This window comes from Serratia ureilytica, assembly GCF_013375155.1.
GTDB lineage: Bacteria > Pseudomonadota > Gammaproteobacteria > Enterobacterales > Enterobacteriaceae > Serratia > Serratia ureilytica.
The window spans coordinates 563,048-589,326 of sequence record NZ_JABXOF010000001.1; the positions used below are offsets into that span (position 1 = coordinate 563,048).

General features: G+C 60.3%; 27 protein-coding genes and 1 tRNA gene. 8 read left to right on the plus strand and 20 right to left on the minus strand.

The genetic code is table 11. From position 1 onward, the window contains the following. Positions 1–38: 38 nt before the first annotated feature. The gene (locus HWW83_RS02690) at positions 39–476 is read left to right on the plus strand and encodes a helix-turn-helix transcriptional regulator (RefSeq protein ID WP_197751833.1); all 438 of its coding nucleotides are present in this window, start codon (positions 39–41) and stop codon (positions 474–476) included. Positions 477–549: 73 nt separating this feature from the next. Here the strand turns inward: HWW83_RS02690 and HWW83_RS02695 are convergent, their stop codons facing one another. From HWW83_RS02695 to HWW83_RS02710, 4 genes are all read right to left on the minus strand, one after another. Next, a complete protein-coding gene (locus tag HWW83_RS02695; RefSeq protein ID WP_033650698.1) occupies positions 550–1,350 on the minus strand; it encodes a DNA/RNA non-specific endonuclease in 801 nt (266 codons plus the stop codon). A 188-nt stretch (positions 1,351–1,538) separates the two neighbouring features. Then, positions 1,539–1,853, minus strand: a complete 315-nt coding sequence (locus HWW83_RS02700; protein ID WP_016928271.1) for a hypothetical protein — start codon at positions 1,851–1,853, stop codon at positions 1,539–1,541. Positions 1,854–2,089: 236 nt separating this feature from the next. After that, on the minus strand, positions 2,090–2,689 hold the full coding sequence (gene wrbA, locus HWW83_RS02705) for an NAD(P)H:quinone oxidoreductase (protein ID WP_033650699.1): 600 nt from the start codon (positions 2,687–2,689) through the stop codon (positions 2,090–2,092). A 78-nt stretch (positions 2,690–2,767) separates the two neighbouring features. Beyond that, the gene (locus tag HWW83_RS02710) at positions 2,768–3,385 is read right to left on the minus strand and encodes a LysE family translocator (RefSeq protein ID WP_033642607.1); all 618 of its coding nucleotides are present in this window, start codon (positions 3,383–3,385) and stop codon (positions 2,768–2,770) included. A gap of 68 nt (positions 3,386–3,453) precedes the next feature. Between HWW83_RS02710 and HWW83_RS02715 the strand changes: the two genes are divergently transcribed. Next, positions 3,454–4,377 carry a LysR family transcriptional regulator gene (locus HWW83_RS02715; protein WP_046686794.1) on the plus strand — a complete coding sequence of 308 codons (924 nt, stop codon included), beginning with the start codon at positions 3,454–3,456 and terminating at the stop codon, positions 4,375–4,377. On the opposite strand, the gene HWW83_RS02720 is transcribed toward HWW83_RS02715, so the two are convergent. Together HWW83_RS02720 and HWW83_RS02725 are read right to left on the minus strand one after the other, a co-directional pair. Next, complete coding sequence (locus HWW83_RS02720) at positions 4,361–4,828, minus strand: helix-turn-helix domain-containing protein (RefSeq protein WP_176588965.1); 468 nt, start codon at positions 4,826–4,828, stop codon at positions 4,361–4,363. The two genes, HWW83_RS02715 and HWW83_RS02720, sit on opposite strands and share 17 nt — an antisense overlap. A gap of 117 nt (positions 4,829–4,945) precedes the next feature. Continuing rightward, positions 4,946–5,521 (minus strand): helix-turn-helix domain-containing protein, encoded by a 576-nt coding sequence (locus HWW83_RS02725; protein WP_089196865.1) that lies wholly within the window; start codon positions 5,519–5,521, stop codon positions 4,946–4,948. 67 nt (positions 5,522–5,588) lie between these two features. Here HWW83_RS02725 and HWW83_RS02730 point away from each other — a divergent pair, with 67 nt between their 5' ends. After that, complete coding sequence (locus HWW83_RS02730; protein ID WP_142002260.1) at positions 5,589–6,512, plus strand: DMT family transporter; 924 nt, start codon at positions 5,589–5,591, stop codon at positions 6,510–6,512. Between the two features lie 50 nt (positions 6,513–6,562). Here HWW83_RS02730 and cycA read toward each other — a convergent pair whose 3' ends face one another. Next, complete coding sequence (gene cycA, locus HWW83_RS02735; RefSeq protein ID WP_033642613.1) at positions 6,563–7,963, minus strand: D-serine/D-alanine/glycine transporter; 1,401 nt, start codon at positions 7,961–7,963, stop codon at positions 6,563–6,565. 350 nt (positions 7,964–8,313) lie between these two features. Between cycA and HWW83_RS02740 the strand changes: the two genes are divergently transcribed. Continuing rightward, positions 8,314–8,389: transfer RNA gene (locus HWW83_RS02740), tRNA-Arg, on the plus strand. Between the two features lie 220 nt (positions 8,390–8,609). On the opposite strand, the gene HWW83_RS02745 is transcribed toward HWW83_RS02740, so the two are convergent. Together HWW83_RS02745 and HWW83_RS02750 are read right to left on the minus strand one after the other, a co-directional pair. Continuing rightward, on the minus strand, positions 8,610–9,113 hold the full coding sequence (locus HWW83_RS02745) for a DedA family protein (RefSeq protein ID WP_033642614.1): 504 nt from the start codon (positions 9,111–9,113) through the stop codon (positions 8,610–8,612). 74 nt (positions 9,114–9,187) lie between these two features. Then, positions 9,188–10,501 carry an MFS transporter gene (locus HWW83_RS02750; protein WP_046686798.1) on the minus strand — a complete coding sequence of 438 codons (1,314 nt, stop codon included), beginning with the start codon at positions 10,499–10,501 and terminating at the stop codon, positions 9,188–9,190. 384 nt (positions 10,502–10,885) lie between these two features. Here HWW83_RS02750 and HWW83_RS02755 point away from each other — a divergent pair, with 384 nt between their 5' ends. Continuing rightward, a complete protein-coding gene (locus HWW83_RS02755) occupies positions 10,886–11,188 on the plus strand; it encodes a putative quinol monooxygenase (protein ID WP_176588966.1) in 303 nt (100 codons plus the stop codon). Between the two features lie 111 nt (positions 11,189–11,299). Here HWW83_RS02755 and HWW83_RS02760 read toward each other — a convergent pair whose 3' ends face one another. The 7 genes from HWW83_RS02760 to HWW83_RS02790 form a co-directional block, all read right to left on the minus strand. Continuing rightward, the gene (locus HWW83_RS02760; RefSeq protein WP_226886057.1) at positions 11,300–11,869 is read right to left on the minus strand and encodes a hypothetical protein; all 570 of its coding nucleotides are present in this window, start codon (positions 11,867–11,869) and stop codon (positions 11,300–11,302) included. Continuing rightward, on the minus strand, positions 11,844–12,410 hold the full coding sequence (locus HWW83_RS02765) for a GNAT family N-acetyltransferase (RefSeq protein WP_060659691.1): 567 nt from the start codon (positions 12,408–12,410) through the stop codon (positions 11,844–11,846). The genes HWW83_RS02760 and HWW83_RS02765 overlap by 26 nt, the downstream gene beginning before the upstream one ends. Before the next feature lie 135 nt (positions 12,411–12,545). Next, positions 12,546–13,265: an enoyl-CoA hydratase-related protein gene (locus tag HWW83_RS02770; RefSeq protein WP_176588967.1), complete on the minus strand. Its 720-nt coding sequence runs from the start codon at positions 13,263–13,265 to the stop codon at positions 12,546–12,548. Continuing rightward, a complete protein-coding gene (locus tag HWW83_RS02775; protein WP_176588968.1) occupies positions 13,258–14,430 on the minus strand; it encodes an MFS transporter in 1,173 nt (390 codons plus the stop codon). The genes HWW83_RS02770 and HWW83_RS02775 overlap by 8 nt, the downstream gene beginning before the upstream one ends. Next, positions 14,427–15,638 (minus strand): 5-aminolevulinate synthase, encoded by a 1,212-nt coding sequence (hemA, locus tag HWW83_RS02780; RefSeq protein ID WP_176588969.1) that lies wholly within the window; start codon positions 15,636–15,638, stop codon positions 14,427–14,429. The genes HWW83_RS02775 and hemA overlap by 4 nt, the downstream gene beginning before the upstream one ends. A 15-nt stretch (positions 15,639–15,653) precedes the next feature. Beyond that, positions 15,654–16,865 (minus strand): acetyl-CoA C-acyltransferase, encoded by a 1,212-nt coding sequence (locus HWW83_RS02785; RefSeq protein WP_060659687.1) that lies wholly within the window; start codon positions 16,863–16,865, stop codon positions 15,654–15,656. 9 nt (positions 16,866–16,874) lie between these two features. Beyond that, positions 16,875–18,404, minus strand: a complete 1,530-nt coding sequence (locus HWW83_RS02790; RefSeq protein ID WP_176588970.1) for a 3-hydroxyacyl-CoA dehydrogenase NAD-binding domain-containing protein — start codon at positions 18,402–18,404, stop codon at positions 16,875–16,877. Between the two features lie 347 nt (positions 18,405–18,751). On the opposite strand from HWW83_RS02790, the gene HWW83_RS02795 reads away from it, so the two are divergent. The 3 genes from HWW83_RS02795 to HWW83_RS02805 all read left to right on the plus strand — a co-directional run bounded on the left by HWW83_RS02795 (position 18,752) and on the right by HWW83_RS02805 (position 20,934). Beyond that, positions 18,752–19,468, plus strand: coding sequence for an autoinducer binding domain-containing protein (locus HWW83_RS02795; protein ID WP_047024917.1), 717 nt, complete (start codon positions 18,752–18,754; stop codon positions 19,466–19,468). A 179-nt stretch (positions 19,469–19,647) separates the two neighbouring features. Continuing rightward, a complete protein-coding gene (locus tag HWW83_RS02800) occupies positions 19,648–20,076 on the plus strand; it encodes a universal stress protein (RefSeq protein WP_033642623.1) in 429 nt (142 codons plus the stop codon). 177 nt (positions 20,077–20,253) lie between these two features. Then, positions 20,254–20,934 carry a hypothetical protein gene (locus HWW83_RS02805; protein WP_033642624.1) on the plus strand — a complete coding sequence of 227 codons (681 nt, stop codon included), beginning with the start codon at positions 20,254–20,256 and terminating at the stop codon, positions 20,932–20,934. Between the two features lie 46 nt (positions 20,935–20,980). On the opposite strand, the gene HWW83_RS02810 is transcribed toward HWW83_RS02805, so the two are convergent. Genes HWW83_RS02810 through HWW83_RS02825 form a run of 4 tightly spaced genes read right to left on the minus strand, consistent with a single transcriptional unit; the run spans position 20,981 to position 26,214 of the window. Then, positions 20,981–21,994: an Ldh family oxidoreductase gene (locus tag HWW83_RS02810; protein WP_033642625.1), complete on the minus strand. Its 1,014-nt coding sequence runs from the start codon at positions 21,992–21,994 to the stop codon at positions 20,981–20,983. Positions 21,995–22,012: 18 nt separating this feature from the next. Next, a complete protein-coding gene (locus HWW83_RS02815) occupies positions 22,013–23,578 on the minus strand; it encodes an APC family permease (RefSeq protein WP_047571999.1) in 1,566 nt (521 codons plus the stop codon). A 44-nt stretch (positions 23,579–23,622) separates the two neighbouring features. Beyond that, positions 23,623–25,239 carry an aldehyde dehydrogenase (NADP(+)) gene (locus HWW83_RS02820; protein WP_176588971.1) on the minus strand — a complete coding sequence of 539 codons (1,617 nt, stop codon included), beginning with the start codon at positions 25,237–25,239 and terminating at the stop codon, positions 23,623–23,625. Positions 25,240–25,293: 54 nt separating this feature from the next. After that, entirely contained in the window at positions 25,294–26,214 is a 921-nt protein-coding gene (locus tag HWW83_RS02825) for a dihydrodipicolinate synthase family protein (RefSeq protein WP_089194524.1), read from the minus strand. Between the last annotated feature and the right edge of the window lie 65 nt (positions 26,215–26,279).

The window sequence follows — 26,279 nt, forward strand, 5'->3', positions numbered from 1 at the left end:
TATCGCAGATCTTAATGTCGTTGGAGGGCGTTGAAGTTATGGGTCTGCATTCATCTGCACGCCGTGGATTACATGCCATGTATTGTCATGCAGAAGTGGTCATCGTCTCTTTCTCGTCTATCTGTCGGGTTATGAATTTCTTATCGCATATTATCGACAGGCCTGACAATACGATCGTCTTAACCGGCGTGGAAACGCCGCGACTGGCGAATTTTAACTGCCTGAAAAAAAACATCGGTCTTACGACGTTCGTTGAGGCAATAAAAATGTTCACCGCGAGCTGCAAAGGGCAGAGCCTGTCGCCGCGCGAGCTTTCGGTGTTGGCCATGCTGCTGGCGGGAAAACCGAATACCGGCGTCGCTAAGGCGTTGGGCATTTCCGAGAAAACCGTCAGCCAGCATAAAATGAACGCCATGCGTAAATTGGAAATCGAACGTTTTCACCAATTTATTGTTGCGGCAGATGAGCGAGTGTAAGCGTGATGCCGTTGGCAGAGTGAGCGCCGTCTGATGCCAGAGTAAAATAAACCCGCCGAAGCGGGTTTTCCCGTCAGTTTTTGCAGCCCATCAACTCCGGCAGAACGCCGGGCTTGTTCTTCAGCGAAGCCTGTACGTCGTCCGGCAGACCAGCCCAGATGATCAGGCCGGTGCGTTTCTCGATCTCGTCCACCGTCACGCGGAATTGGCAAAAATCGGCGCCCTTCGGCGTGTTTTGATCGAATAGGAAAGCGGCATAGTGGTTCACCGCCGGGCTGTTGTTGATGAAAATCACCTTCCAGTAGGCGCTGGGGATAGTGTGCGCTTTCTGGGTGCCCGGCAGTTTGCCCATATCGCGTTCATACAGCGGCCCGGTCACGGTATAGACCGAAGAGATGTCTGCGCGATCGATCAGCTTGCGCTCCTGATCTTCCAGCCGCGCCCAGGCGCCCTGGTTCAGGTCGGACTTTTGCGGCGTGATGTTGGACAGGTAGTTCAGCGATTCCCAGTCGGAAACGCCGGCCAACGAGGCCAGCGGCGCCTGATGGCCGCGATCGACCTTCAGCGCCGCGTTGGCGCCGGTGTAATCGGCAGGGGCCAGGGTATCTGCCGGATTGAGAGCCGGGTCGGTTTTCCAGTTGCGCGTCTTGCCGCTGGCCGGCGTGTCTTTGGTGATGTGATAGGCCACCCAGTTGGCGAATTTGGTGGTGCTGTTATTGTTCAACGTATAAGCATGACGCACGATCGACACATTGCTGCTGCCGCCGGTCGGGCAGCCAACCGCGCAGTTGTCGATAGATTCGAGCGTCTCGGCCGACGCCTGTGCGGCGAACAGCAGGGCGGCCAGGGCCAACATCTTGTTGTTAAAGCGCATATTCATATCCTCAATAAGTTAAAAAAATACTGTATATATTTACAGTAAATTAAACTTATCGCAGTGAAACGAATACAACAATGCAACACATTCATGTTGTGAATGTGTCAGTCATGGTACAGCGATACTGCACGTTAAAGTCGGCAGAAATAAAAGCGGCGTCCAACAGACGCCGTTTCAAAAGGGGGTTATTCCAGCAGGTCGTTGACCGTGCGGCGAACGTAGTGCGTCATCTGCGCCAGATCGTCCGGTGATACCGGCCCGCCGCCGGCGCGCACCACCTGCTGCTCAATTTGGGCGATCTCTTGCTCGACCTTGTTGGCGATCTGCACTTTGACTATCTTGTCCACCGAAGACAGCAGCACCTTCAATACCACTTTCAACGCGATGTTTTCGCAGAACGAGTCGTAGTGATGAACCGGCGGCGGCGGGGCCGGAGCCGGCTCGGGCGCGCGCGGAGCCAGAGCTTTGAAGCTGTCTACATTTTCAATAATAAGATCCATGTCTCTTATTAGTTCATCAAAATCTTTAGACACTGACTTATTCCCTTCGCTGTGCGCAAAAAACAGAACGCCCGTCCTCGGGCTGAAAGCCGATGAGCGACGGGCAGAACGAATTCGGGCCTGGCCTTCAGACGCTGAATGGCCGGGGGAGGGGCATTCTAACCTTGCGGCGGGTCGGCAACAAGATGGGGCCGTGCGAATGCGCGGCCCTTTGAATCACGGGTGCAGGAGGGCGATTAACTTTTCAGCTTGGCGGTGATTTTCGCCACGTGCTCGCCCTGATAGCGGGCAATGGTCAGCTCTTCGTTGCTCGGCTGTCGCGAACCGTCGGCGCCGGCGATAGTGGTCGCACCATAGGGGGTGCCCCCGCGCACCTGCGAAACGTCAAACAGCTCCGGCGTCGCATAGCCGATCGGCACGATGATGAAGCCGTGGTGCGCCAGCGTGGTCCAGGTCGAACTGATGGTTTGCTCCTGGCCGCCGCCGGTGCCGGTGGAGGAAAATACGCTGCCCACCTTGCCGTACAGCGCGCCGGAAGCCCACAGGCCGCCGGTCTGATCGAGGAAGGTGCGCATCTGTCCGGCCATGTTGCCGAAGCGGGTCGGCGTACCGAAGATAATGCCATCATAGTCCGCCAGCTCTTGCGGGGTGGCGACCGGCGCCTGCTGGTGTTGTTTGCCCCCGGCCTTGGCGAAGGCTTCCGGCGTCATGGTTTCCGGCACGCGTTTGACCGTTACGTCCACGTTATCGACCCGATTCGCCCCTTCGGCCACCGCCTGCGCCAGGCGTTCGATGTGGCCGTACATTGAGTAATAAAGCACCAACAGTTTCGTCATGTTTCGTACTCCCGCTCAGATGATTAACAAAAACCCCTGATAAGCATAGAAGCGAATGACGAACTTGGCGTCGTGGCGTTACCTGATGCCGGCGATCGCCAACAGGGCGCCAAAGACAATCAGCAGCCCGCCAAAGGTGCGATCGATGCCGCGGCGCAAACGCAAAAAGCGTGCATTGACGCCCGGCGCGGAAAACAGCAGCGCGACGGCGGCGAACCAGAATACATGGACGGCGGCGATAAAGAGGCCATAGCCGATCTGTACGCCGAGCGCGGTGTGGGGAGAGACCACCTGCATGAACAGACTGACGATGAAGATGGTGGTTTTCGGGTTTAACGCGTTGGTGAGAAAGCCGGTTTTCAGGGCGGCGAGATCGCTGATGGCGGCCGGCGTCGTGGTGGGCGCGGCGTCGTGATGGGTTGCGTTGCGCAGCAGCGTAAAGCCGAGGTAGATCAGGTAGGCGGCGCCGATGCCTTTGAGCAGGTTAAACAACCAGGGCGACTGTTGGATCAACACGCCGACGCCAATCAGCGTATAGCTGACATGGATCAGTACGCCGGCGCCAATGCCGCAGGCGGTGAAGATGCCGGCGCGGCGGGAGAGCAGCAGGCTGTTGCGCGAGACCATGGCGAAATCCGGCCCGGGGCTGATTACAGCGAGTAAAGTAATGGTGACGACAGCGATGAGTTCAGTCATAGTTATCCTTGCGATGTTTATCAATAGAGTGACTGATTTATAAGAGTAATTTTTCTCGGTGACAAACGATGAATAGTGACGATATCGGTGAGAAAAACTCACGCAATAGAGCCAGGCCATTGCCGTTGGGCGGCCTGCGCTGCTTCGAGGCCGCCGCGCGGCTGGAAAGTTTCACCCAGGCGGCGCAGGGGCTGAATTTGACGCATGGCGCCATCAGCCGGGCGGTGAGGGCGCTGGAAGAGGAATTGGGCGTGGCGTTGTTTGAGCGCCGCCATCGGCGGGTACTGCTCACGGCGGCGGGTCGCAAGCTGTTTCAGGCGACACAGCAGGCCTTCGGCATTTTGGACCATACCGCGCTGGAGCTGCGCCAGCAGGCGCTCAATGCGCCGCTGATCTTGTCCTGTGAACCGACCTTATTGATGCGTTGGCTGATCCCGCGTTTGCCGGCTTTTCAGCGGGCGCACCCGGACATCAACTTACAGCTGGTGGCGGGCGGCGGGCCGTTTTCGTTCCATGACGGCATCACGGCGGCGATCCGGCGCAATGACTTCGATTGGGGAAAGCAGGCGCATAGCCTGGCGCTGTTCAATGAAAAGGTCGGGCCGGTGTGCCAACCCGAGGCGCTGACGAGGCTGACGGCCTCTGTGGACGGACGGCGGCTTTTGCGGCCAGGCGCCAAACTGCTGCATGCCGCGACCCGGCCGGATGCCTGGCGGCACTGGGCGCATCAGCAGGGGGTGACATTGGCGGGGCATCCGGAACAGCGCTTTGACCATTTCTATTTCAGTCTGCAGGCCGCGGTAGCCGGCCTTGGTATCGCAATCGGCCCATGGCTGCAGGTGCGAGACGATCTGGCCGCCGGCTTGTTGAGCGCGCCGTTCGGTTTTACGCCCGACGGCAGCGGCTATTACCTGCTGTCGCCGCAGCCTATCGTGCCGGGCAGCGCGTTGGCCCGGCTGGCCGAGTGGCTAACGCTCACGGCAGGCGCCTGAGTTTTTGCGCCAGCCGCTGTTCTTGCCAGCGGCTGAAGACGTTGCGCAGCAGCAGGGTGCGCACCGCCCGCATGATCAGCGCGAGGCTCATGCCGCCGATCGCCCATAGCGCCCAGAGATAGTGCGGGTGGGTAAAGACGTTGACAGCGAGCAATATCGCGCCGATGACGGCGAAACGCACCGCCATGCTCAGCAGCTTGCCCTCTGCCGCAACCTGGCGACGAAGGCGCTGCGCCTCAGGCGTCTCCTCCTGCGGTGTCTGCGGCGGCGCGTTGAGATTGCTGACCTGCACGCCCAGTGCGGCGGCGATCGCGGTCAAGGTTTCCAGGCTGGCCTGTTCGCCGTTTTCAATCCGCTGTACGGTGCGGGTGCTGAGGCTGGCGATGGCCGCCAACTGCTCCTGCGACCAGCCTTTTTCCAAGCGTAATGGTCTGATGCGGTACTTTTGCATGGTGCACTCCCGAGTTCGCTGTCACTGTCATCCAGTGTAGGAGGCGCGGGGTAGCGGCGCCACGACAGCGGCACGACAGCGACACGACATCCGCCGCCGGCGCGGGCCGGCGGGCAGTCAGAAGGCGACGTTGCGGATAAAGCGCAGCGGGAGATCGCCGTGGTTGGCGTAAGCGTAGCGCTGATCGCTGTTGAAGGTTTGCGTGGCGCCGGCGCTGAGCGTCAGCGTGCCTTGTTCCAGTTCCAGCGTCAGGGTGCCGGCAATCACGTAGATGATTTCGCTCCAGCCTTCGGCGTCCGGCGCCGAGTCGTAGCGCTCGCCCGGCATCAGCGTCCATTCCCACAGCTCGGCCCGTTGGCGCGCCGGTACGCTGGCGGCAAACAGCGCCTGGCTGCCCGGCTGTGCGCCTTGCCAGGCCAACTCGCCTACCAGATGGCTGCCGCGAGCCTCTGGCGCCTGAATCAGATCGGTGAACGAAATCGCCAGGGCGGCGGCGATCTTGTCGAGCACCGCCAGACTGACGTTGCGATCGCCGGCCTCGATGCCCGCCAGCATGCGGCGGCTGACGCCGGAAAGTTCGGCCAGCGCCATCTGGCTCAGGCCCGCCTGTTGGCGGTAGCCGCGCAGATTGCTGCTCAGGTACTGCAGCACTTTGGGGGGATCGGTTTTCGCGTTATGCGCCGTATTGCTCATCGCCGGACTTTATCTCATACTGGCAGGATCTGTGCATTATATTGCACTCAGCAGGAAGGGCAAGCCGGTGTCAGCAGCAAAAAAATCCTTTATTTCCGCCATGGTTCCGCAAATCAGGTTGCCGGAAGCGGTGTTGATTTTCATCACCATGATCTGGGGCGGCACCTTTTTGGCCGTGCATCACGCGATGCAAGTCAGCGGGCCGTTCTTTTTCGTCGGTCTGCGTTTCGCCACCGCCACGCTGGCGTTGACGCTGTTTTCGCTGCGCGTGCTGCGCGGCCTGACCCTGTATGAACTGAAGGCGGGCGTACTTATCGGGCTGGCGATCATGTTCGGCTACAGCATGCAAACCGTCGGTCTGCAGACGATTACCAGCAGCCAATCGGCGTTCATCACCGCCATGTACGTGCCGATCGTGCCGCTATTGCAATGGCTGGTGCTGGGGCGGTTCCCCGGCATCATGTCGTGGATCGGTATTCTGCTGGCCTTTACCGGCCTGATGCTGCTGGCGGCGCCGAGCAGCACGGACATGTCGCTGAGCCTCGGCGAAATTCTGACGCTGGCCGGCACGCTGGGCATGGCGGCAGAGATCATTCTGATCGGCGCCTTCGCCGGCAAGGTGAATATCCGCCGGGTGACCATTGTGCAGCTGGCGACCGCCTCGCTGGCCTCATTTTTGATGATGGCGCCGACCGGCGAATCGCCGCCGCCGTATTCGGATTACCTGCTGTACAGCGCCATTGGGCTGGGGCTGGCCAGCGCGTTGATTCAGCTGACCATGAACTGGGCGCAGCGCAGCGTTTCACCCACGCGCGCTACGGTGATCTACGCCGGCGAACCGGTCTGGGCGGGCATCGTCGGGCGGCTCGCCGGTGAGCGTTTGCCGGGCGTCGCGTTGTTGGGGGGCGCGTTGATTGTGATCGGGGTGGTGGTCAGCGAGCTGCGCGTACGGCGCAAGGGGAAAGCGGCGGTGGCGACGGAAGCGGATTAGCGCAGAGGCAAAAAAGAGCAAAGGGGCGGAGATATCCGCCCCTTTTTGCATCACGCGGTTTTCTTCTTGCGCAGGAACACGTAAGACAGGCCGAGCAGGATGAACCACAGCGGGGTGACGATCAGCGCCTGGCGGGTGTCTTCGCGCAGCGACAACAGCACCAACACGAACACGAAGAACGCCATGCACACCCAGCACATCAGTTTGCCGGCCGGCATTTTGTAGATCGATTTCTGGTGCAGCGCCGGGCGCCGTTTGCGGTAGACCAGATACGAACACAGGATGATGGTCCAGACGAACATGAACAGAATCGCCGACACGGTGGTCACCAGGGTGAAGACCGTCATCACGTTCGGGATCAGGTAAATCAGCACCACGCCGCCCAGCAGGCAGATGCAGGAGAAGGTGAGGCCGTTGGCCGGCACCGCGCGCTTGGACAGGTTGGCGAACGATTTCGGCGCGTCGCCTTCCTGCGCCAGCCCGAACAGCATGCGGCTGGTGGAGAACACCCCACTGTTGGCGGAGGAGGCGGCGGAGGTCAGCACCACGAAGTTGATCACGCTGGCCGCGGCCGGCAGGCCAATCAGCACGAACAATTCAACGAACGGGCTCTTGTCCGGCACTACGGAGCTCCACGGTGTCACCGACATGATGACGATCAGGGCGAACACGTAGAACATGATGATGCGGATCGGAATCGAGTTGATGGCGCGCGGCAGTGACTTCTCCGGATCCTTGGTTTCCGCCGCGGTGGTGCCCACCAGTTCAATGCCGACGAAGGCGAATACCGCGATCTGGAAGCCGGCGAAGAAACCGCTGATGCCTTTCGGGAACATGCCGCCGTCATTCCACAGATGGGTGAACGAGGCTACGGTACCGGTCGGCGACTGGAACTGCATGGCGATCATCACCAACCCGGCGACGATCAGCCCGACGATGGCGACGATTTTGATCATCGCAAACCAAAACTCCATTTCGCCGAACATCTTCACCGTCGCCAGATTAAGGCCGAGCAGCAACAGCACGCACAGCAGCGAAGCGATCCACTGCGACAGTTCAGGGAACCAGAACTGGGCGTAGGCGGTGATCGCCACGACGTCGGCGATGCCGGTGACCACCCAGCAGAACCAGTAGGTCCAGCCGGTGAAGAAGCCGGCCCACGGGCCGAGCAGATCCGCGGCGAAATCGCTGAACGATTTGTATTCCAGGTTGGACAGCAGCAGCTCGCCCATGGCGCGCATCACGAAGAACAGCATAAAGCCGATGATCATGTACACGAAGATGATCGAAGGGCCTGCCAGGCTGATGGTTTTACCGGAACCCATAAACAGACCGGTGCCGATGGCGCCGCCGATGGCGATCAGTTGAATATGTCGGTTAGTGAGGTTTCGCCGTAGATGATCTTCTGAAGCGGGCGTCGCGTCAGTCGCTATTTTAGAGTGATCTACCATCTGATGATGTCCTGTTTTACCTGTCATTAGTGAAGTCGTGAGCTCTGAAGTGGCTCTTTTTTATACATTTATCCGGTTGGTCCGGCTTTAGTAAGGTAGTGCAATAACGCCACCTTTGTGCAACATGTTTACAACATTTATACGCGGGATAAAAGTCGATCAATCTTTACACGAGAGGAGGCAAATCGGACGTTCAGGGAGCGGAAGATTACTCTTCAAACGGTGGGATTAACAGACCTTATGCGGCTTATCTCGTTGATTAAACAAAGGGTTGTAAAATTCGCATGAGAAAAAGTAATGGGTGTAAGCGTTTGACAGCGAGGCTGACAAGAAGGGCGATTTATCTCGTTGGGCCGTTAGCTCAGGCGGATGAGCCGTTGACGCCTAATCAACGAGACAGAGGTTTGCCCCCTGTACGGCCCGCCAACCAAATCAGCGTGTTACGCTCAGACATTTCTTTGATCGTGCCCTCATGGCGCCGTTTTAAGCGCGTATTCTGCAAAAAAATTCGCATTTTTCGACTGATGTTCAGAAAGGTGATCTGGCGCAAACTGCGATGTTGCACCGTACTTTATACGGCAAGGGAGGCTGTGCGCTGGCGCAACGTCGGCGCAGGGATGGGGCATTTGCCCAAGAATCTTTCAGGTCAAGAAACGGGGAACACATGCGCGGCCGACATCAAGAGCAGTGCCCAAACGGCGGCTGAGAGTGCGGCGGTGGCATAGACGTGCCTCGCCGGCAGTTGCAGCATGCCGGCCATCAGCGGCACGGTGTAACGCATCACCGCCAGAAAACGCGAGGCGAACAGCAGCGGCAGCCCGCGCTTTTGCAAGGAACGTTGCGCTTTGCGCAGTGGGGCGTGAAAGCGTGCCGGCAGCCGGCGGCCAAGATCGCGACGGCAGAGCAGTGCGCCGCAGTGGAAAGACAGGATTGAGCCCAACGCCGCGCCAAGGGCGATGGCCGCCCAAACCGCGCCGATCGGCAGCGCATGTTTGCCCGCAAGGATGCCCATCAGCAGCGTCACCGAGGCAGGCGGCAGGACGGAGGACACCACGATCACGGATTTTCCCAGCGCGAACAGGAAAATCAGCAGCAGCAACATCTCCGGTTCCGGGCTGTATTTGGCGATAATGTGCGTCAATTCATCCATTTAACACCTGTGGGCGAGAGGGCTGACTGTCAGTGTCCCATCCGCAGGTTCAATAATGGCTAAATAACGCGTCGCTATCCGGTTATCTCTGCGTCTTGCTTGCGTGCCTCAGCATGCCGATGTCTGAGCGCCCCTAACAGCACGGCGCACAGCAGCGAAAAGGCGGCCAGCACCAGCGGCCCGGCATGCGGGCTGTGAAAACGCTGTTCCGCCTCAGTGCGGATCAGCGGGGCTAAAAAGCTGAATGCGGCGCCGAGCGTGGTGCAAAAACCGATGCCGGCCGCCAGCGCCGGACCGGTGAGCAGCTGAGCGGGAAACGTCCAGAAAATGGGTTGTACCGCCAGAAAACTGACTGCGCAACAGCTCAGGGCGACGATAGCGAGCAACGGGCCGGCATAGGAAGAGACGACCAACCCCAGCGCTGCCGCGACCATGCAGCCAACGGCGATCGGCAATCTTCTGGCGGTTTTTCTGTCGGCATAGCGCGGCAGGAAATAGACGCCAAGCGCGGAGCATGCCCAGGGAATGGCGGCCACCAACGAGGCCTTGAAGCCGAGATGGGTGCCCATCAGCGAGGCTATCTGCGACGGCAGAAAAAACATCAGGCCGTATACGCCGATTTGCAGGGTGCCGTAGATCAACGCCAGATGCCAAACTTTGCCGCTTCTCATCGCCGCTTTAACGCTGCTGGTTTCGGTGCGCTGCTGTTCAGCGGCCAGCTGTGTGACCAGCGCATTGCGTTCTTCCTCGGTCAGAAAGCGGGCCTGCCCTGGGCTATCGTCGAGATAGAAAAAAGCGAAGACGCCGAGGACGACGGCCGGCAACCCTTCCAGCACGAACATCCAGAACCAGCCGGGCTTGCCCAACACGCCGTGCATCTCCAGCAATGCCCCCGACAGCGGTGAGCCGAGCGTCAGGGCCGCCGGTACGCCAAGCACGAAAATGCCAATGACCGAGGCGCGCACCTTATTGGGAAAATAGATCGACGCCAGCAGCAGGATGCCGGGGTAAAAGCCGGCTTCGGCGATCCCCAGCAGAAAGCGCAGGACAATAAATTGCTGCTCGTTGGCCACCAGCCCGGTACAGGCCGACAATGCCCCCCACAGCGCGGTGGTGGCGCTGAGCCAGCGTTTGGCGCCCCAGCGATTCATCAACAGGTTGGCCGGAATGCCGAACAGCGCATAGGCGGCAAAGAATATCCCCGCGCCCAGCGCAAAGGCGGATTGCGACAGCGCGATATCGATGGCCATCGCGTCTTTGGCAAAGCCGACGTTGACCCTGTCGATAAACGCAATGAAGTACATGGCGAACATCAATGGCACCAGTCTGCGCCAGGTTTTGCGGATGGCGGCGTTGAGCGCTGGAGCGGCATAGGTGGCGTGATTCACTGGCGGTAACCTCTCTTCTGAGAATGATAAACGTCGGTCATAAGGACCGTCCTGGCGCCGTGGCCCATCATGCGGCGATGACATGGCTTTTCTGCGTGAGCCTTAAAGGTCTAAAGGACTAATGGTCAGGCCTTTAGGGGCGAAAAAAACGCCGCGTATTGCGTCGGCATATCGGTACAGATATCACCATGGTGAATGGTGTGTTGCCTTTTTGTTAATTGAAAGTTCACACAGGGCCAGGAGGCGTTCAAGCGCTTTGATCGAGATCTGTGTGCGCTATCACCGAATTGGGAACCCGAGGACCGACACTGGAGAGTGGCGCTTTCATCTCGCGAGGGAGGGCGATAAGGTGAAGCACGGCACAACAGAACGCAGGAGCGCAACATGCTGAAGGTCATTGCTGGAGATTTCATTCACCCGGAACACATTGACACCGTTATGCCGTGGTATCGCGAGCTGGTGGAGAAAACCCGGCAGGAGCCGCTGTGCATCAGTTATGAACTGTGCATCGACCAGCAGGATCCCGGGCACTTTATTTTTATCGAAAGCTGGCCGGATCGCGCGGCTCTCGAAGTGCATTGCCAGACCGAGCATTTCACCCGGCTGGTGCCGCAGATCAATCAGTATCAGCGCAAGCCTTGCACCTTCCTGTTTATGCAGGCGTTCCCTGAAACAGGCGATAAATAGGCGAAAAAATCCCCGCAGGGGGCGGGGTCAATGGCTTCTCAACACTATCTTGTTGTGATTAAAAAATAGGCTGATAATGATTTTCATTCTCTAAGAATGCTCTTAAATTAATCAATCTGGTGAATGATTCGCCGTCTGCTTTTCGCTGGCGGTTTTAATGGCGCGCAGCATGCGGCGTCTTATCAACCCACTCACCAGGCGAATCGCATACCAGTAGGGGGTAAACCGCCGCCGGCTGGCGCTGTCGGGGCAGAAGATGCGCGTTTCCGTTACCAGACGGCAGCGCCCGCCCTCCAGCGGGCTCGCGGCATACCCCAGCGCCAGTTTGGCGACGCCGGGCTGAGCGAAGGCCTGAAAGTCCGCCCCGTCAGCGACCTTCACCAAACCGTATTCAGCCTGCCAAAACCGGCCGATCAGGCCATAGACCAACGCGGTTTCATCCTGCTCAAGCAGGCAAAAGTTATGCAGGCCAAACGGCGGAGGACGGGGCTTATCGCGTGGCATCAGCCGCGCGGGCAATTCGCGCAGCGCTATCATGCTGCGGAAAAAACGATCGCGCTTGGGATCGTAAGCGGCCACGGCGTCCAACACCCGCGATTGCGGCGCGGTGATGACGATCGTATGCCGCTCAGAGAACTGGTATTGCCCAAGGTATTTATTCAACAGCGTCATGTCGTTCATGCTCCCGCCATTCGCTATGCAGCAGGGCGAAACCGAATTCATCACCCCATGCGCCTTTGAAAAACACGTTTTGCCGCCAACAGGCCTCACGGCGAAAGCCCAGCTTACTGAACAACGCGGCGGCGCGAAGATTACGCGCGTCCACCACGGCGGTAATGCGGTGTTTCGCCAGCGGCCCGAACAGCAGGGCGATGACGGCGCTTAGCGCCTCGCGCGCCTGTCCTTGCCGCTGATGAACCGGATCGAAGGTCACGCCCAGTTCAGCCTGACGCCCTTCATCGAAAAAATGCACCGCGACATCGCCCAGCAACGCGCCGTCCTCGCGGCGCTCGACCGCCAGTTGAAACCAGCTGTCATCACGGTTGAACGCGAGCCGCTGTTGCTGTGCGAAAAAGGCCTGCGCCTGTGCGGCGCTGTAGTCGCTCCAGCTCTGGTAACGCGCCACGTCAGGATGGTTGCGGTAGGCGGTAAAGTGGGGCAGATCGTCGGCGGTGAACGGGCGCAAGATCAGTCTGGGGGTCAGCAGAGGCAAGTGGCGCATTATTTTTCCTTATCAGCGCATGAGGGCTACCGGCAGTGTAGCCCAGCGCCGAGAGGCGGGCTGCGTAAAATGAGCTGTGGCGGGGAGGCGTAGCGGGAAATGCCGGCTCAGGCAAGCCGGCAAGCAATAAGGGGGTTAACGACGAGCGGCCGCCTGACGCAGGCGTTCGACCGGCGCCTGCTGAAAATCGAACGATGGCGCCTCGCGCTGCGTCAGCCCCTGGCGCACGATGGCCTTCACGGCCAGGCTGGCGGCGAGATCCTTCCCGGCGATCTGCTCGGCGATGCGCAGCGCTTCTTCCCGAGCCGAGCCCTCGCTGATGCGGGAAATGGCGCCGTGTGACAGGGCCTCCCGCGCACCGACGGTTCTGCCGGTCAGCAGCCAGTCGAGGGCGACATAGGGAGAAACTCGCGCCGGCAAGCGCGCGCATCCGCCTTGCGCGGCGACCAAGCCGAGCCCGGTTTCGGGAAAGCTGAAGCGCGCGTTCTGGCCGGCGACGATCAGATCGCAAGCCAGGGCGAGCTCAAAGCCGCCCCCGTAAGCGATGCCGTCAACGGCGGCGATGATCACCTTGGCGATCTGCGCATGGATCAGTCCCCCGAATCCCTCCGGCGTGACGATGGGCAGTTCGCCCTGTCGGAACGCGTTGACATCCATGCCGGCGGAAAATACCGCCGGCTGACCGGCCAGGACGATCGCGCGTATCGTATCGTCATTATCCGCCTGCCGCAGGTAACTGCGGATCAACTCGGCCATCTGCAGGTTGATGGCGTTCTTTTTCTCCGGCCGATTGAGGGTGATGACCGCAACCTGCTCGCCATAACGTTCGTAAAGCACCGGCGGTGATTCACTCATCGCTGGCCTCCCCGCGGAAAAAGATCAGCGTCAACAGCAGGGCGATGGCGCCGAGCGGCAGCGAAAACAGTGGCAGATAATGGGCCGGCAACGCATAGAGCGACAGGCCGCCCAGCATGCCGCCGGCCGCGATGCCGGCGTACAGCACCGAGCTGTTGAGCGACACGGTCAGCGCGCCAAAGCGTTTCGACAGCGACAACAGGTGATGCTGGATCGGCACCAGATACATCCAGCCGGTGATGCCCCAGACCAGAAAGATGGCCAGCACCCACCAGGGCGAGGTGACGTAAAAGGCCAGCAGGAACAGGGACAACGTCTGGATCGCCACGGAAAACAGCAGCACGAACTTGCTGCCGAAGGCATCGGTTAGCGCGCCGGAGGCAAAATTGCCGATCACCGCGCCAATGCCGAACACCAGCAGCGCGAGGGGCAGGATCGCCTGCGGGCCGAACTGGGTGTTTTTCAGCAATACGCTGACGTAGCTATACACGATGTGTTCCGAGCAAACGGCAAAAAAGGTGATCAGCAGCGTAGTCAGCACCGCCTTTTGCCGCAGCGGAGCGAGCCGCTCTTTCAGCGAATGCTTGCCCGGTGGCGCAATGGCGCGCAGCGCCAGCGAAAGGCCCAGCAGCGCAATCGCTCCCAGCAGGGCGATGAACAGAAAGATTTCACGCCAGCCGATCAGTTTGGCGAGAAAGGTACCAAACGGAATGCCGAGCGCAATAGCCAACGTCATACCGCCATAGACGATGGAAATGGCCAGGCCGCGACGCTTTTCCGCCACCAGCCCCACCGCAGCGGCGGCGGCCTGTGGCGTGTAACAGGCCGCCCCCAATGCCGCCAGCACTCTGCCAAACGAGATCTGCAGGTAGCTGGTGGCCCAGGCGCAGGCCAGGTTGCCGGCGATGAACAGCACCAGCGCCAACTGCAGGATATGCTTGCGGTTGACGTTGCCCAGCAGCCAGGCGGTCAGAGGCGCAAACAGCATGTAGGCCAGCGCGAATATCGATATCAACTGCCCCGCTTGCGCGGGGCTGACGGCAAAGGTGTCGGAAATGTCGCTGAGCACGCCGGCGACGATAAAGGCGTCGGTGCCGATGGCGAACGTACCGGTCGCCATCAGACAAAGCGTGACCAGATGGCCGTTATAATCCGCTAACTTCATCCCGCCCTCCGCAGATCGTTCGCTGCCCAGACCCGTCCCAGCGCCGCCAGGAACGTCTCCACGTCGGCATGGGAATGCGCCGAGGTCGGCGTCACCCGCAGCCGCTCGCTGCCCGCGGGCACCGTTGGTGCATTGACCGGCTGTACGTAGATATCATGCTCATCGAGCAGCACCTGGCTGATGTGTTTGTTGCGATGGGGATCGCCGACCCGCAGCGGCAGGATATGGCTGTCTGCCGACACCAGCGGGATGCCGGCGGCGCGCAGACCGGTCTTCAGGTGATCGACGATCGCCAGCAGGTGCTTGCGTTGGGTGTCGTGCTCGAGGTTGTATTTAAAGCTGGCCAACGCGGCGGCCACCACCGGCGCCGGCGACGAGGTGCTGAAGACGAATGCCGGCGCCCAGCTGCGCACGGCTTCCACCACCGAACGGGGCGCGGCGATATAGCCGCCCGCCGCACCGTAAGACTTGCCGAACCCGCCCTGGATAATGGTGATTTTATCCAACAGGCCCAGCTGTTCGGCATAGCCCAGCCCCCGTTCGCCATACACGCCGGCCGAATGAATTTCGTCGAGATAGGTCAGCGCCTGATACTGTTCCGCCAGCGCCACAATCTGCGCCAGAGGAGCAAAGTCACCGTCCATGGAATACAGCGACTCAAAGGCGATCAGCTTTGGCCGCGCCGGATCGGCGGCCTGCAGCAGCTCGGCGAGGTGCGCCACGTCGTTATGGCGGAAGATTTTTTTCTCCGCCTTGCTGTAGCGAATCCCGTAAATCATCGAGGCGTGATTCAGTTCGTCAGAGAACACGATCAGATCGGGAATGGCGTCGCACAGGGTGGACAAGGTGGCGTCGTTGGCGCCGAAGCCGGTGGTGAACAGCAGCGCCGACTCTTTGCCGTAGGCGCTGGCCAGCAGCGTTTCCAGTTCAGTGTGATAGACCGAGGTGCCGGAAATGCTGCGGGCGCCGCAGGTGCCTAACCCGACTCGGTTAACCGCGTCGGTGGTGGCCAGCAGCACTTTGGGGTGGTGGCTCATGGCCAGATAGTCGTTTGAGCACCAGACGTTGAGACGGCGCTCGCCTTGCTGCCCGTGGCTGGTGGCCCAGGGTTTGTCCTGCACGCCGCGTTCAAGGTTGAGGAACTCGCGAAAACGCCCCTGTTTTTTGGTTTCCGCCAACTTTTCTTCAAGAATGTTCAGTACGCTCATAGCATGTTCCTTGTGTTAAACGGCTTTAAGGTTTAATGACAGGCCCTGACCGACGCCGACGCACATTGTGACCAATGCGTTGCCGGCCTGCCGATCGCGTAATTCCAGCGCCGCCGACAGCACCAGGCGCGTACCGGACATTCCCAGCGGATGGCCGAGCGCGATGGCGCCGCCGTTTGGGTTGACGCGCGCGTCGCCGGCGTCGATGTGCCAGTGTTTCAGCGCCGCCAGAACCTGCGCGGCGAAGGCTTCGTTAATCTCAATGATGTCGAAGTCGTTCAAGGTGAACCCGCCGCGCTGCAGTAAGCGCTCGGTGGAAGCGATCGGCCCCAGCCCCATCAGCGCCGGCGCGACGCCGGCGGCCGCGCTGTCGCCGATCTCCGCCAGCGGTTGCCAGCCCTGGCGTTTCACGTAGCGTCCGGAGGCCAGCAGCAGCGCGGCGGCGCCGTCATTGATGCCGGAAGCGTTGCCGGCGGTGACCGAACCACCGGCGGCGAAGGCCGGTTTCAGCGCCTGCAACTGCTGCAGCGTGCTGAGCCGGGGGAATTCGTCCTGTGCGAATATGCGGGTGGTTTTACGATCCGCCGGCACATCCACGGGCGTGATTTCCCGCGCCAATCGACCGCTGTCGATCGCCCGGCGGGCTTTTTGCTGCGAGCCCAACGCGAACAGATCCTGTTCCTCTCGCGAGATACTCTGCTGTTGGGCCACGTTTTCCGCCGTGATGCCCAGCGGATCGCTGCCGTAGCGTTCCGCCAGGCGCGGGTTGACAAAGCGCCATCCCAGCGTGGTGTCGTACAGTTTTACTCCCTTGTCGAACGGCGTTTCGCCCTTGCTCAGCACATAGGGCGCGCGGCTCATGCTTTCCACGCCGCCGGCCAGAATCAGTTCGCTGAGGCCGCTGCGGATTTTCGCCGCGGCGTAGATCACCGCATCCAACCCGGAGGCGCAAAGGCGGTTGAGGGTGATGGCCGGCACCGACTGATCCAACCCGGAAAGCAGCGTCGCCATGCGGGCGACGTTGCGGTTGTCTTCGCCGGACTGGTTGGCGCAGCCCAGCACCACTTCATCCAGATCCTGCTGCGCCGCCGGATGGCGCTGAAGCAGGCTGCGAATAATCGTCGCCGCCATATCATCGGGGCGGGTATGCGCCAGGCTGCCGCCATAGGCGCCGATCGCCGTGCGCGTGCCGTCGATCAGATAAACACCGTCATCTTTAATGCTCATCATGGATCCTTAAGGCGTGGTGGTCAGCGCCGGTTGGGCGGCGTGCAGAAGGGTGTAATGCGGCGCATAGCGCGCCGCGTGCAGCAATTGCGCCAGGTTGCTCAGCGTCGTCCTGACATTTTCCTCCCCGAGGCGAGTGAGCCAGCCGAAAATACCGTCGGCGTAGTTCACGCCGGCGACGGCGGCGACATCAATGTCTTCCCGGCTGCAGACGCCGCTTTCCACCATGATAACCGACTCGTTGATCAGGCTGCTGAGCACGCGGGCGACGATCAAGGCCGGGGAATCCTTGATAAATTCCACCTGCGGGATCGCGGTGTGCAGCAGGCGTAAAAACAGCGCCTTATTGGCCGCAGAGGCATGGCGGCTATGCGCCGCCACCAGGTACGCCGTATCGCCGTAGTTCAGGGCGACATCGACGACAAAGGCGTCCGCCGCGGTCTGTTCGGCAAGCTGGTTTGCCGTGCGGCCATCGGTAACGCTGACGGTGAAAGCGTCATTGACCTGAATGGCGGCGCCCAGGCCCGGTAATGTCGGCCGTTGTTCCACGCGCAGCCGCGGCCATTGCAGGGTGGCCCGCTGCTGTAGCAGAGTAAAGAGAGGATGTTCACCGTAAATGCGTAGCGTCTCGACCTCCGCATCGACGGCGGCCGCAAGCGGCGGAGGAGATTCTTCGGCGGAAAAATAGGAGCGGCCGTTCTTTTTGCCCAACAGACCGGCATCGACCAGCGAGCGCTGCAGATGGCCCGGGGTATAGCGCGGATCGTACTGCATGTCCTGCCAAATTTGCCGGCTGACCTGATAGTTGATGTCCTGACCGATAAAATCGGTCAGTTCGAGCGGCCCCATGCGAAAGTGTCCGCCGGCTTTGAGGGCGCGGTCGATCTGCGGCGCACGCGCCACGTGTTCTTCCAACAGGCGGAACCCTTCCAGATAGTAGGGGCGGGCCATACGGTTGACGATAAATCCCGGCGTGGCCTGACAGACGACATCGCGTTTCCCCAACGCCGCCACCAGTTGACGGCAACGTTCGGTGGTAACCTGTGCGGTAAAATAGGCCGGAATGATTTCAATCAGCTTCATCAGCGGCGCGGGGTTGAAAAAGTGCAAACCGATAAAGCGTTCGCTGTGCGTCACCGCCGTCGCCAGCTTATTAAGCGACAGTGAGGAGGTATTGGTGGCGATCAGCGTGTCGGACTTGACCGTCGCGGCGATGGCCGCCAGCACCTCGAGTTTGGCTTGCTCATGCTCTGCGATGGTTTCGATCACCAGATCGCTGTCGGCGATGGCCCCAAATTCCGCGGAGAACGTCAGATTAGCCAGCACCGCGTCTTTGTCCTGCAGCGCGAGCTTGCCCTGTTCCACCTTTTTGTTCAGGTCTTGCACGATAGCGTCGCGAGCTTGATTGAGGGTATTGCCGTTGCGATTATAAAGCACCGTACGAATGCTTTTTTGCGCCAAAAGATAAGCGATGCCTCTGCCCATCGTTCCCGCGCCGATAATCGCAGCCGATTGAATTGCCGCATTACTTTCTGCCATAGAAAATCCCCGTCACTGTATGCCATGCGAAATTCGCAAATGCTTATTATCTCTTTGGATTTACGGCGGCACCGGGTGCCTGTGAGGAAAGTAATTGGCGGTGTCTTGACTGTCTAACGGTAGAAATGACAGGTTTACCTGCAGACGGGGTTATGCTATTCGCGTAGTTTTGCGGCTCAGCCCAATAAAAAGGCTTATTCTGAGGGAAATAAACCGGGGAATAGCTTTTTTCGTTATAGCGTTCGTATTTTTTATTATATGAAACGGCTATTGGCGCCGGGCGGCGATATCCTATAGTGAGTCTGACCTATCGATAAATCGACATCGCTATTTGGAGAACCTGCGTTATGGATACCCGCACTCAACGGCTCATGGCGGAGGTGATTGGCAGTTTGACCGATCGCGAACGTTTTCTGACCCAACTGGGGCGCTGCGTCGAGGCGCTGGGTTTTGATTATTTCTCCTACATCGTTTTTTCCTGTTACCCGGCGAGCCGGCCAAAAATGCGGGTTGAAGGAACGTTTCCAGCGCGCTATCTCGAGGATTATCGGCGGCAGCGGGCATATTTGCAGGATCCTGTCATCGAGCGAGCCCACCATTCCACGCTGCAATTCCAGTGGGACGAAAGTTTTTATCACGAGCGGCCGGCGCTTTGGCAGCGCATGTCGCAGTTTGGTCTGCACACCGGGTGGTCGCAATCGGTCAAGGATTGCTATGGCCGCCTGGGGATCCTGACTTTTGCCGGCAAGGCGCTGCCGCAGCAAACGCCGCAGGCCGGCGCGGTGAATGAACTCTTTTTCCTTTGGCTGGCGCAAACCGCCCACAAAACGCTGCGTGAAGCGTTGATATCGGTGAACGACGAAGCGATAAAAGATGTGCTGACGCTGCGCGAGAAAGATATCTTGCGCTGGTGCAGCGAAGGCAAAACCGCGGAAGAGATCGCGCTGCTGATGGGTGTGAGTGAACGTACGATCAATTTCCATATCGGTAACTCGATTAAAAAACTTTCGGTCGCTAATAAGACCGCAGCCACCGCCAAAGCCGTTTATTTACAGCTGATTTAATTGCGAGAAATAAATAATTAATCGCCTATCAGTTAGCGGCGCGATGTTTATATTTTGTTAAATTAAGCATTGTCCTTATCAGTATTTACCTCCGATCACAAAAGCGTGATAAAGCGGTTCACCGCGCCCGTGCGCGGCAGTACTCTGTAGGCACCCGGTTTACATAGAAAGGATGTGATATGTACAAGACTATTTTAGTGCCGATAGATATTGAAGAGGATCTGTTGACCGAGCATGCGCTGAAGCATGTGGAATATTTGGCGAAGATGTCCGGCGCTAAAGTGCATTTTTTCCATGCGCTGCCGGATGCCTCGGCTTTTGTTACTGCCTATTCGTTCGGTCTCAAGGAGTTTGAGAATCAGGCGGAAGTGAAGGCGGTGGAGAAGCTGAAGAAAATCATGTCGGAAATCGATCTGCCGTTAGATCGCCTCAATTACACCGTCAGCTTTGGCTCTGCGCGCGATCAGGCGCTGGAACTGGCGGAAGAGATCGACGCCGATCTGATCATCATCGGTTCGCGTCGCCCGAGCGTGAAAACTTATCTGTTGGGCTCCAACGCCGCCGCCATCGTTCGCCATGCCAATATATCGGTGATGGTGGTTCGATAATCCTCCTTTAAGCCCGCCGTTTTCATGCGCGTTCTGCGGTCGCCGGTCGGCCGCAGAACGCAGGCTGCTTTATTGCCATCTCAGCCTGAGCTGCTACGATTTTAGCTGACGTTTTTTATGCCGACCGGGCCAGCGGCCTTGCGCATATTCTTTATTTCAGCCAGAAGAGGGGCAGCCATGCCATTAGAAGTCGATGGGATCATCAGAGGCGATCGAGGCAGTGAACCGAGCCATTGGCAACATACGCCAACCAAACCGCTTATCACGCTGACCTGGCATCACACCATCCCCTGGAACTGTTTACGCAATGTCTGGAATGGTCTGGTGGCTGGCGAGCATTGGAACGCGCTCGACGAGTTTATGAATCTGATCGGTGTGCCTAACCGCGCCGAGGTGCTCAAACAGATCAAGAATGAAAATCTGCAGGATCGCGATGGGTTACATACCCTGGTGACCTGGCAAGGCTGGAATATCGTCGAGGGGCCGGGTAACGAATATCGCGCGCAGGGTGACGATCCCGGTGAAAATTTCGACGACTGGTCCGGCAAAGGCATGAGCACGAATCAGCAAGCGACGCTGCAGCAGGTCAAAGTGTTGTATCAGGTGATGGCGCCGCTGGGAAGCCGCGCGCTGGACGCCGCCAGACAGGCGCCGAACATTACTGCGGAAGAAGCGAGCGTCTTGCAACGAACGATTAAACAGACCCGCCCAACGTTGCGCGGAAAGGAACCGATCCGGTGGCAAGAGGGCATGTGGCACAAAGTGCAACCTGGTAAAGAGGCGAAACATTTCGCCCAATGGGACAGCAAACCCGTATGGCGCAAGCGCCTGCACAGCGACTTGGCTCAGGCAGGCTAAACTTCGCCCCGCGCCGGATTGGCGGCGCGGGGGCATCAATTCGGCGCTAATCGCACAGCGCCGCTATCTCGTCGTACAGCGTCCTGGGGATTTCCACGCCGTATTGTTCGCTGTGGCGTCGTTGCCGATAGCGCCGCTCGCCGGGAATGCGTGCGCCTTGCGCTTGCATGTCGGCAAACATCGCCTCCGCGCTGGCGAAATACCGCTCCTTATCCGCGCCGAGAAAACGCTCGGGATCCAACGCGATGATCAGTTCACCGCCGTAGGGCGATGAACCCGTGCCGTCGTCATAGGCCAGCGATTCTTTGCTGGTCATGTCGCCGATCAGCGGCCCAGCCAACAATTCAACCATGGCCGCCAGCGCCGAGCCTTTATGGCCGCCGAAAGTCAGCATCGCGCCCTCCAACACGCTGGCGGCGTCGGTGGAGGGGTTGCCTGCCTTATCAATGCCCCAGCCTTCCGGCAGCGGGGTGCCGGCGCGGCGATGCAATTCGATTTCGCCGCGCGCCGCCGCGCTGGTGGCCATGTCGAACAAAAACGGCGGCCGAGCCGGGCGCGGCCAGCCGAAGGCGATGGGGTTGGTGCCGAATAGCGGGCGTGAGCCGCCGGCCGGCGTCACCCAGGCGTGGCTGGGCGTGCAGGCTAAGGCCACTAAACCCTGTTCGGTCAGCGGTTCGATGTCGGCCCACAGCGCGGAGAAATGCACGCAGCGGTTGATCGCCAGGGCGGCGATGCCGTTGGCGCGCACCTTATCGATAAAGGCCGGCAGAGCGGTGCGGTAGGCGAGCAGGGAAAAGGCGCCGCCGGCATCGGCGCGCAAGATGGCCGGCGCCTGGTCGAAGAGCCTGGGTTTCGCATCGGCAGAGACTTTGCCCGCCCGTAATGAGCGGACGCAGCCCAACAGCCGGTACAACCCGTGCGAAGCACAGCCGTCGCGCTCGCCCTGAATGACATTTTGCGCCACTGTCTCGGCATGCGCCTGATTGAAGCCGTTGCAGCGCAGTGCGCGTAGCGCCAGTTGATAAGCGTGTTCCAGCGACAAAACGTGCATGGTTGTCATTTCGATGTCCTCCCTGGGTCATTCTTCTTCATCGCCGATAAAATTGGCCTGGGGTAAACAGGTATAGGCGCCCCAGTAGTAAATCGCCAGCGCAATCACCGCCATGGTGAGGGTGTCCCACGGATGAGCAATAGCGCCGATGCCGCCGAAACTGCTGAGGTAGGAAAGCGCGATCGTCAGCGCATAGAAGACGATTAGCCACAGCGAGGACCAAATTTGCTGCCTGAGGCTAACGGCGTGGGTCGGCACCTGATTCTTGAACAGGATGTAGATGAAGAACATCAGTATCTGCAAGCCGAGCAGCCAGGAGACGGTGTCCCAGCCGGACCAGAAGACGATTAGCGCCGAAATGATAAATGACAGCGGGCCGAGCACGCAGAAACCGCGCACCCGGAACGGACGCGGCATATCGGGCGCATTGCGCCGCAGCCCGGCGGCGGTGACCGGGGCGATGGCGTAACTCAGCACCAGCGCGGCGGACACCACGCCGATCAGCTTTTCCCACGATGGGAACGGCAGCGTCCAGAAGACCGAGAGGGCGAAGGTGAGCCACAACGCCGGGCGCGGGATACCGGATTTACCATCCACCCGGGTGAACAGTTTGAAGAAGGTGCCAGCGCGCGCCCACCCGTAGATCACGCGAGGCGTGGCGTTCATGTAGATGTTGCCGGTGCCGCTGGGCGAAACGATCGCGTCGCTGACCACCAGAAACGCCAGCCATCCCATGCCGAGCGTGATGGCGATATCGCGGAAAGGCAGGGAAAACTGTTGGCTGATGCCGGCCCAGCCGCCGCTCAGCATCTCGCTGGGGATACTGCCGAGAAACGCTATCTGCAGCAGCACATAGATGATGGTGGACAGCACTACCGACAGGATCAGCGCGATGGGAATGGTGCGCTGCGGTTTTTGCACCTCGCTGGCGACCGAAATGATCGGCGTCAGGCCGAGGTAGGCGAAGATGATGCCGCCGGCGGAAATGGCGGCTTCAACCCCGGCGGAGCCGAAGGGGGCAAAGCCCTGGCTGTGCAGGTTTTCCGGTTTGAAAAAGCTGAACAGCACCACGATCACCAACAGCGGCACCAGAAACTTCAGCACGCTGATGAGATTATTGGATTTGGCGAAGGTTTTGACGCTGTAGTAGTTGAGCGCGAAGAAAAAGCACAGCAGCGCCAACTGCACCAGCCAGCCGAGCGCTGTCGGATCGCCGGAACCCGGCTGGCTGAGGAGCGGGAACCAGGCGGCGGCGTACTGACGGGCGGCGACGACCTCGATAGCGATCAGGCTGGAGAAGGCGATCAGCGTGATAAACCCCAGCAGATAGCCCATCAATTCGCCGTGCGAGAACACCGGATAGCGAATGATGCCGCCGGCGCGCGGCAGGGCGGCGCCCAGCTCGCAGTAGACGATGCCCAGCAGCAGCACCGCCAGGCCGCCGATCAGCCAGGAATAGATGCCGGCGGGGCCGGCGATGGAGGAGACATGGCTGGCGGCGAACAGCCAGCCTGAGCCGAATATGGCGCCCAGACCGATGAACGTCAGATCGGTGAGCGTAAGCTGCTTCTTGAATTTGCCTTGGGTTGTCATGGTATTACCCTTTTGTTATTGAGTGGCAGGCAGATGCGGCCGGGCTAATGTTGGACAGGTGAAACTATGGGATCTCGGGTGTAAACGCCGTTCACCAGCCGCAGCAGGTTGAGCGGGTTGGCGTCCTGCAGCGGCGGCGGCAGCAGCGCCGCCGGGGTGTTTTGCAGGCAGACCGGCCGCAGGAAACGCTCGATGGCCAGCGTGCCTACCGAGGTGCCGCGTGCGTCGCTGGTCGCCGGATAAGGGCCCCCGTGCACCATGGCGTCGCACACCTCTACCCCGGTTGGATACCCGTTGAACAGCACCCGGCCGGCTTTGCGCGTCAGCAATGCCGTCAGCCCGGCGGCCATATCGAGATCGCCGTCTTCCGCCAGCAGCGTGACGGTCAGCTGGCCTTGCAACGCCGCCAGCGCCGCATGCAGCTGCGCTTCGTTATCTACCGTCACCAGCACGCTGGCCGGGCCGAAGACCTCTGTTTGCAGCAGCGGATCGGCCTGCAGCAGCAATGTTTCCTCCGCCTGATAAAGCTGCGCCGCTGCCCGGTGAGGCAGAATCTCGCGCTCCCCCGCCAGATGCCGTATGTGCGGATGGGCATCGAGCGCGGCCAGCCCGCGCCGGTAGTGTTCGAGCGTGCCGGCATTCAGCATCGGCTGTGGGGGGGCGGCGTCGACCAATGCGCTCATCGTCGCGGCCAACCGTTCGAAGGCGACGCCGCGCAGCGCGACGATCACGCCGGGCTTGGTGCAAAACTGGCCACAGCCGAGCGTGAAGGAGGAGACCAGTTCCTGCGCGATGTGCTGCCCGCGCCGAGCCAACGCCTGCGGCAGGATCACGACCGGGTTAATGCTCGACATCTCGGCGAAGACCGGGATCGGCTGGGGACGCTGCGCGGCCAGATCGAACAGCGCCCGGCCGCCTTGCAGTGAGCCGGTAAACCCCACGGCCTGAATCGCCGGATGCTGCACCAGCTCGGCTCCCACACGGTTGCCGAAGATCATGTTGAAGACGCCGGCGGGCATGCCCATACGTTCCCTTGCGCGCTCGATCGCCTGAGCGGTCAGCTCGGCGGTGATCATATGGCCGCTGTGTGCCTTGAACACGACCGGGCAGCCGGCGGCGAGCGCGGCGGCGGTATCACCGCCCGCGGTGGAAAACGCCAGCGGAAAGTTGCTGGCGCCGAACACCGCCACCGGACCGAGCGCCGTGCGATATTGACGCAGATCGGGACGCGGCAGAGGAGAACGCAGCGGCAACGCGCAGTCGATGCGCACGCCCTCGACGTCGCCGCGTCGCAGCAGCGTGGCGAACAGCCGCATCTGGCCGCTGGTTCTGGCGCGTTCGCCGCTTAACCGCGCCGGCGGCAGGGCGGTTTCCTGCATGGCGAAGGCGAAGAAGGTCTCATCCAACGCGTCCAGCTCCTCGGCGATGGCGTCGAGAAAACTCGCGCGTTGTTCGGCGCTGCATTGCGAATAGGGATCAAAGGCCGCCGCGGCGGCTTCGGCGGCGGCGGCGGTTTCTGCCGCCGTAGCCTGGTGGAAGCGGTAGCCGGTCGGCTGACCGTCGTCGGCGCGCAGGCTGAGCAGCGCCGCTTCTCCCGTAGCACGGCGCTGGCCGCCGATAAATTGTTGGCCGCTGATGGCGGTATCGCGAGCGTTGGGCATGGGTCCCCCTGGTAGAGAAAGTGCGCCGCCCGGCGTGGCCGGGCGGCGAAGGCGTTATAGGCCGACGTCCGGCAGCGCGGGACGAGTGGCCAGCGCTTTATCGATCACGGCGTTGATTTCGGAGAGCGTTTCCCCCTGCAGCGCCAGACGCGGCGGGCGAGTGACGGCGCTGCCACGGCCGACCCGCTGTTCGCACAGCTTGATGCATTGCACCAGATCGGGGCGGGCATCGAGATGCAGCAGCGGCATGAACCAGCTGTACAGCGCCAGCGCTTCCTCATAGCGTTTTTCCTTCGCCAAACGGAACAGGGTTTCCCCTTCGCGCGGGAAAGCGTTGGACATGCCAGAGATCCAGCCTTGCGCGCCGACGGCGATGCTCTCCAGCACCACATCATCCAACCCGGCGAACAGTACGAAGCGATCGCCGACTTCGTTGCGCAGATCGATAAAGCGGCGGGTGTCGCCCGACGAGTCTTTGAAACACACGATGTTCTCGCAGTCGACCAGTGAGGTCAGGATGTCGGGCGTGACGTCATTTTTGTAAATGGGAGGGTTGTTGTAGACCATGATCGGCAGATCGGTAGCGCCGGCGACGCTGCGAAAGTGCGCGGCGGTTTCGTGCGGCTTGGCGGAGTAGACCAGCGCCGGCATCACCATAATGCCGTCGACGCCGGCCTTTTGCGCTTCACGCGCCATGTTTTGCGCGAAGGCGGTGGTGAATTCGGCGATGCCGGCGATCACCGGCACTTGGCCGTCGGCGGCGTCCCTTGCCACTTCGATCACCGCCAGCTTTTCCTGTACCGTCATCGAGGTGTTTTCACCGACGGTGCCGCAGACGACCAGGCCGGAGACGCCGTCGCGCACCAGGTTTTTGATCACCGTATGCGTGGCGTCGAGGTCCAGAGAAAAATCGTTGCGGAACTGGGTCGTCACCGCCGGGAATACGCCGCTCCAGCTTAGGGTTTTATGGCTCATCGTGTTTGTCCTGTCGTCCGAAAGTGTTAATAAAAAGTGAATCTTTGGTGAGGCTCACCGACAGA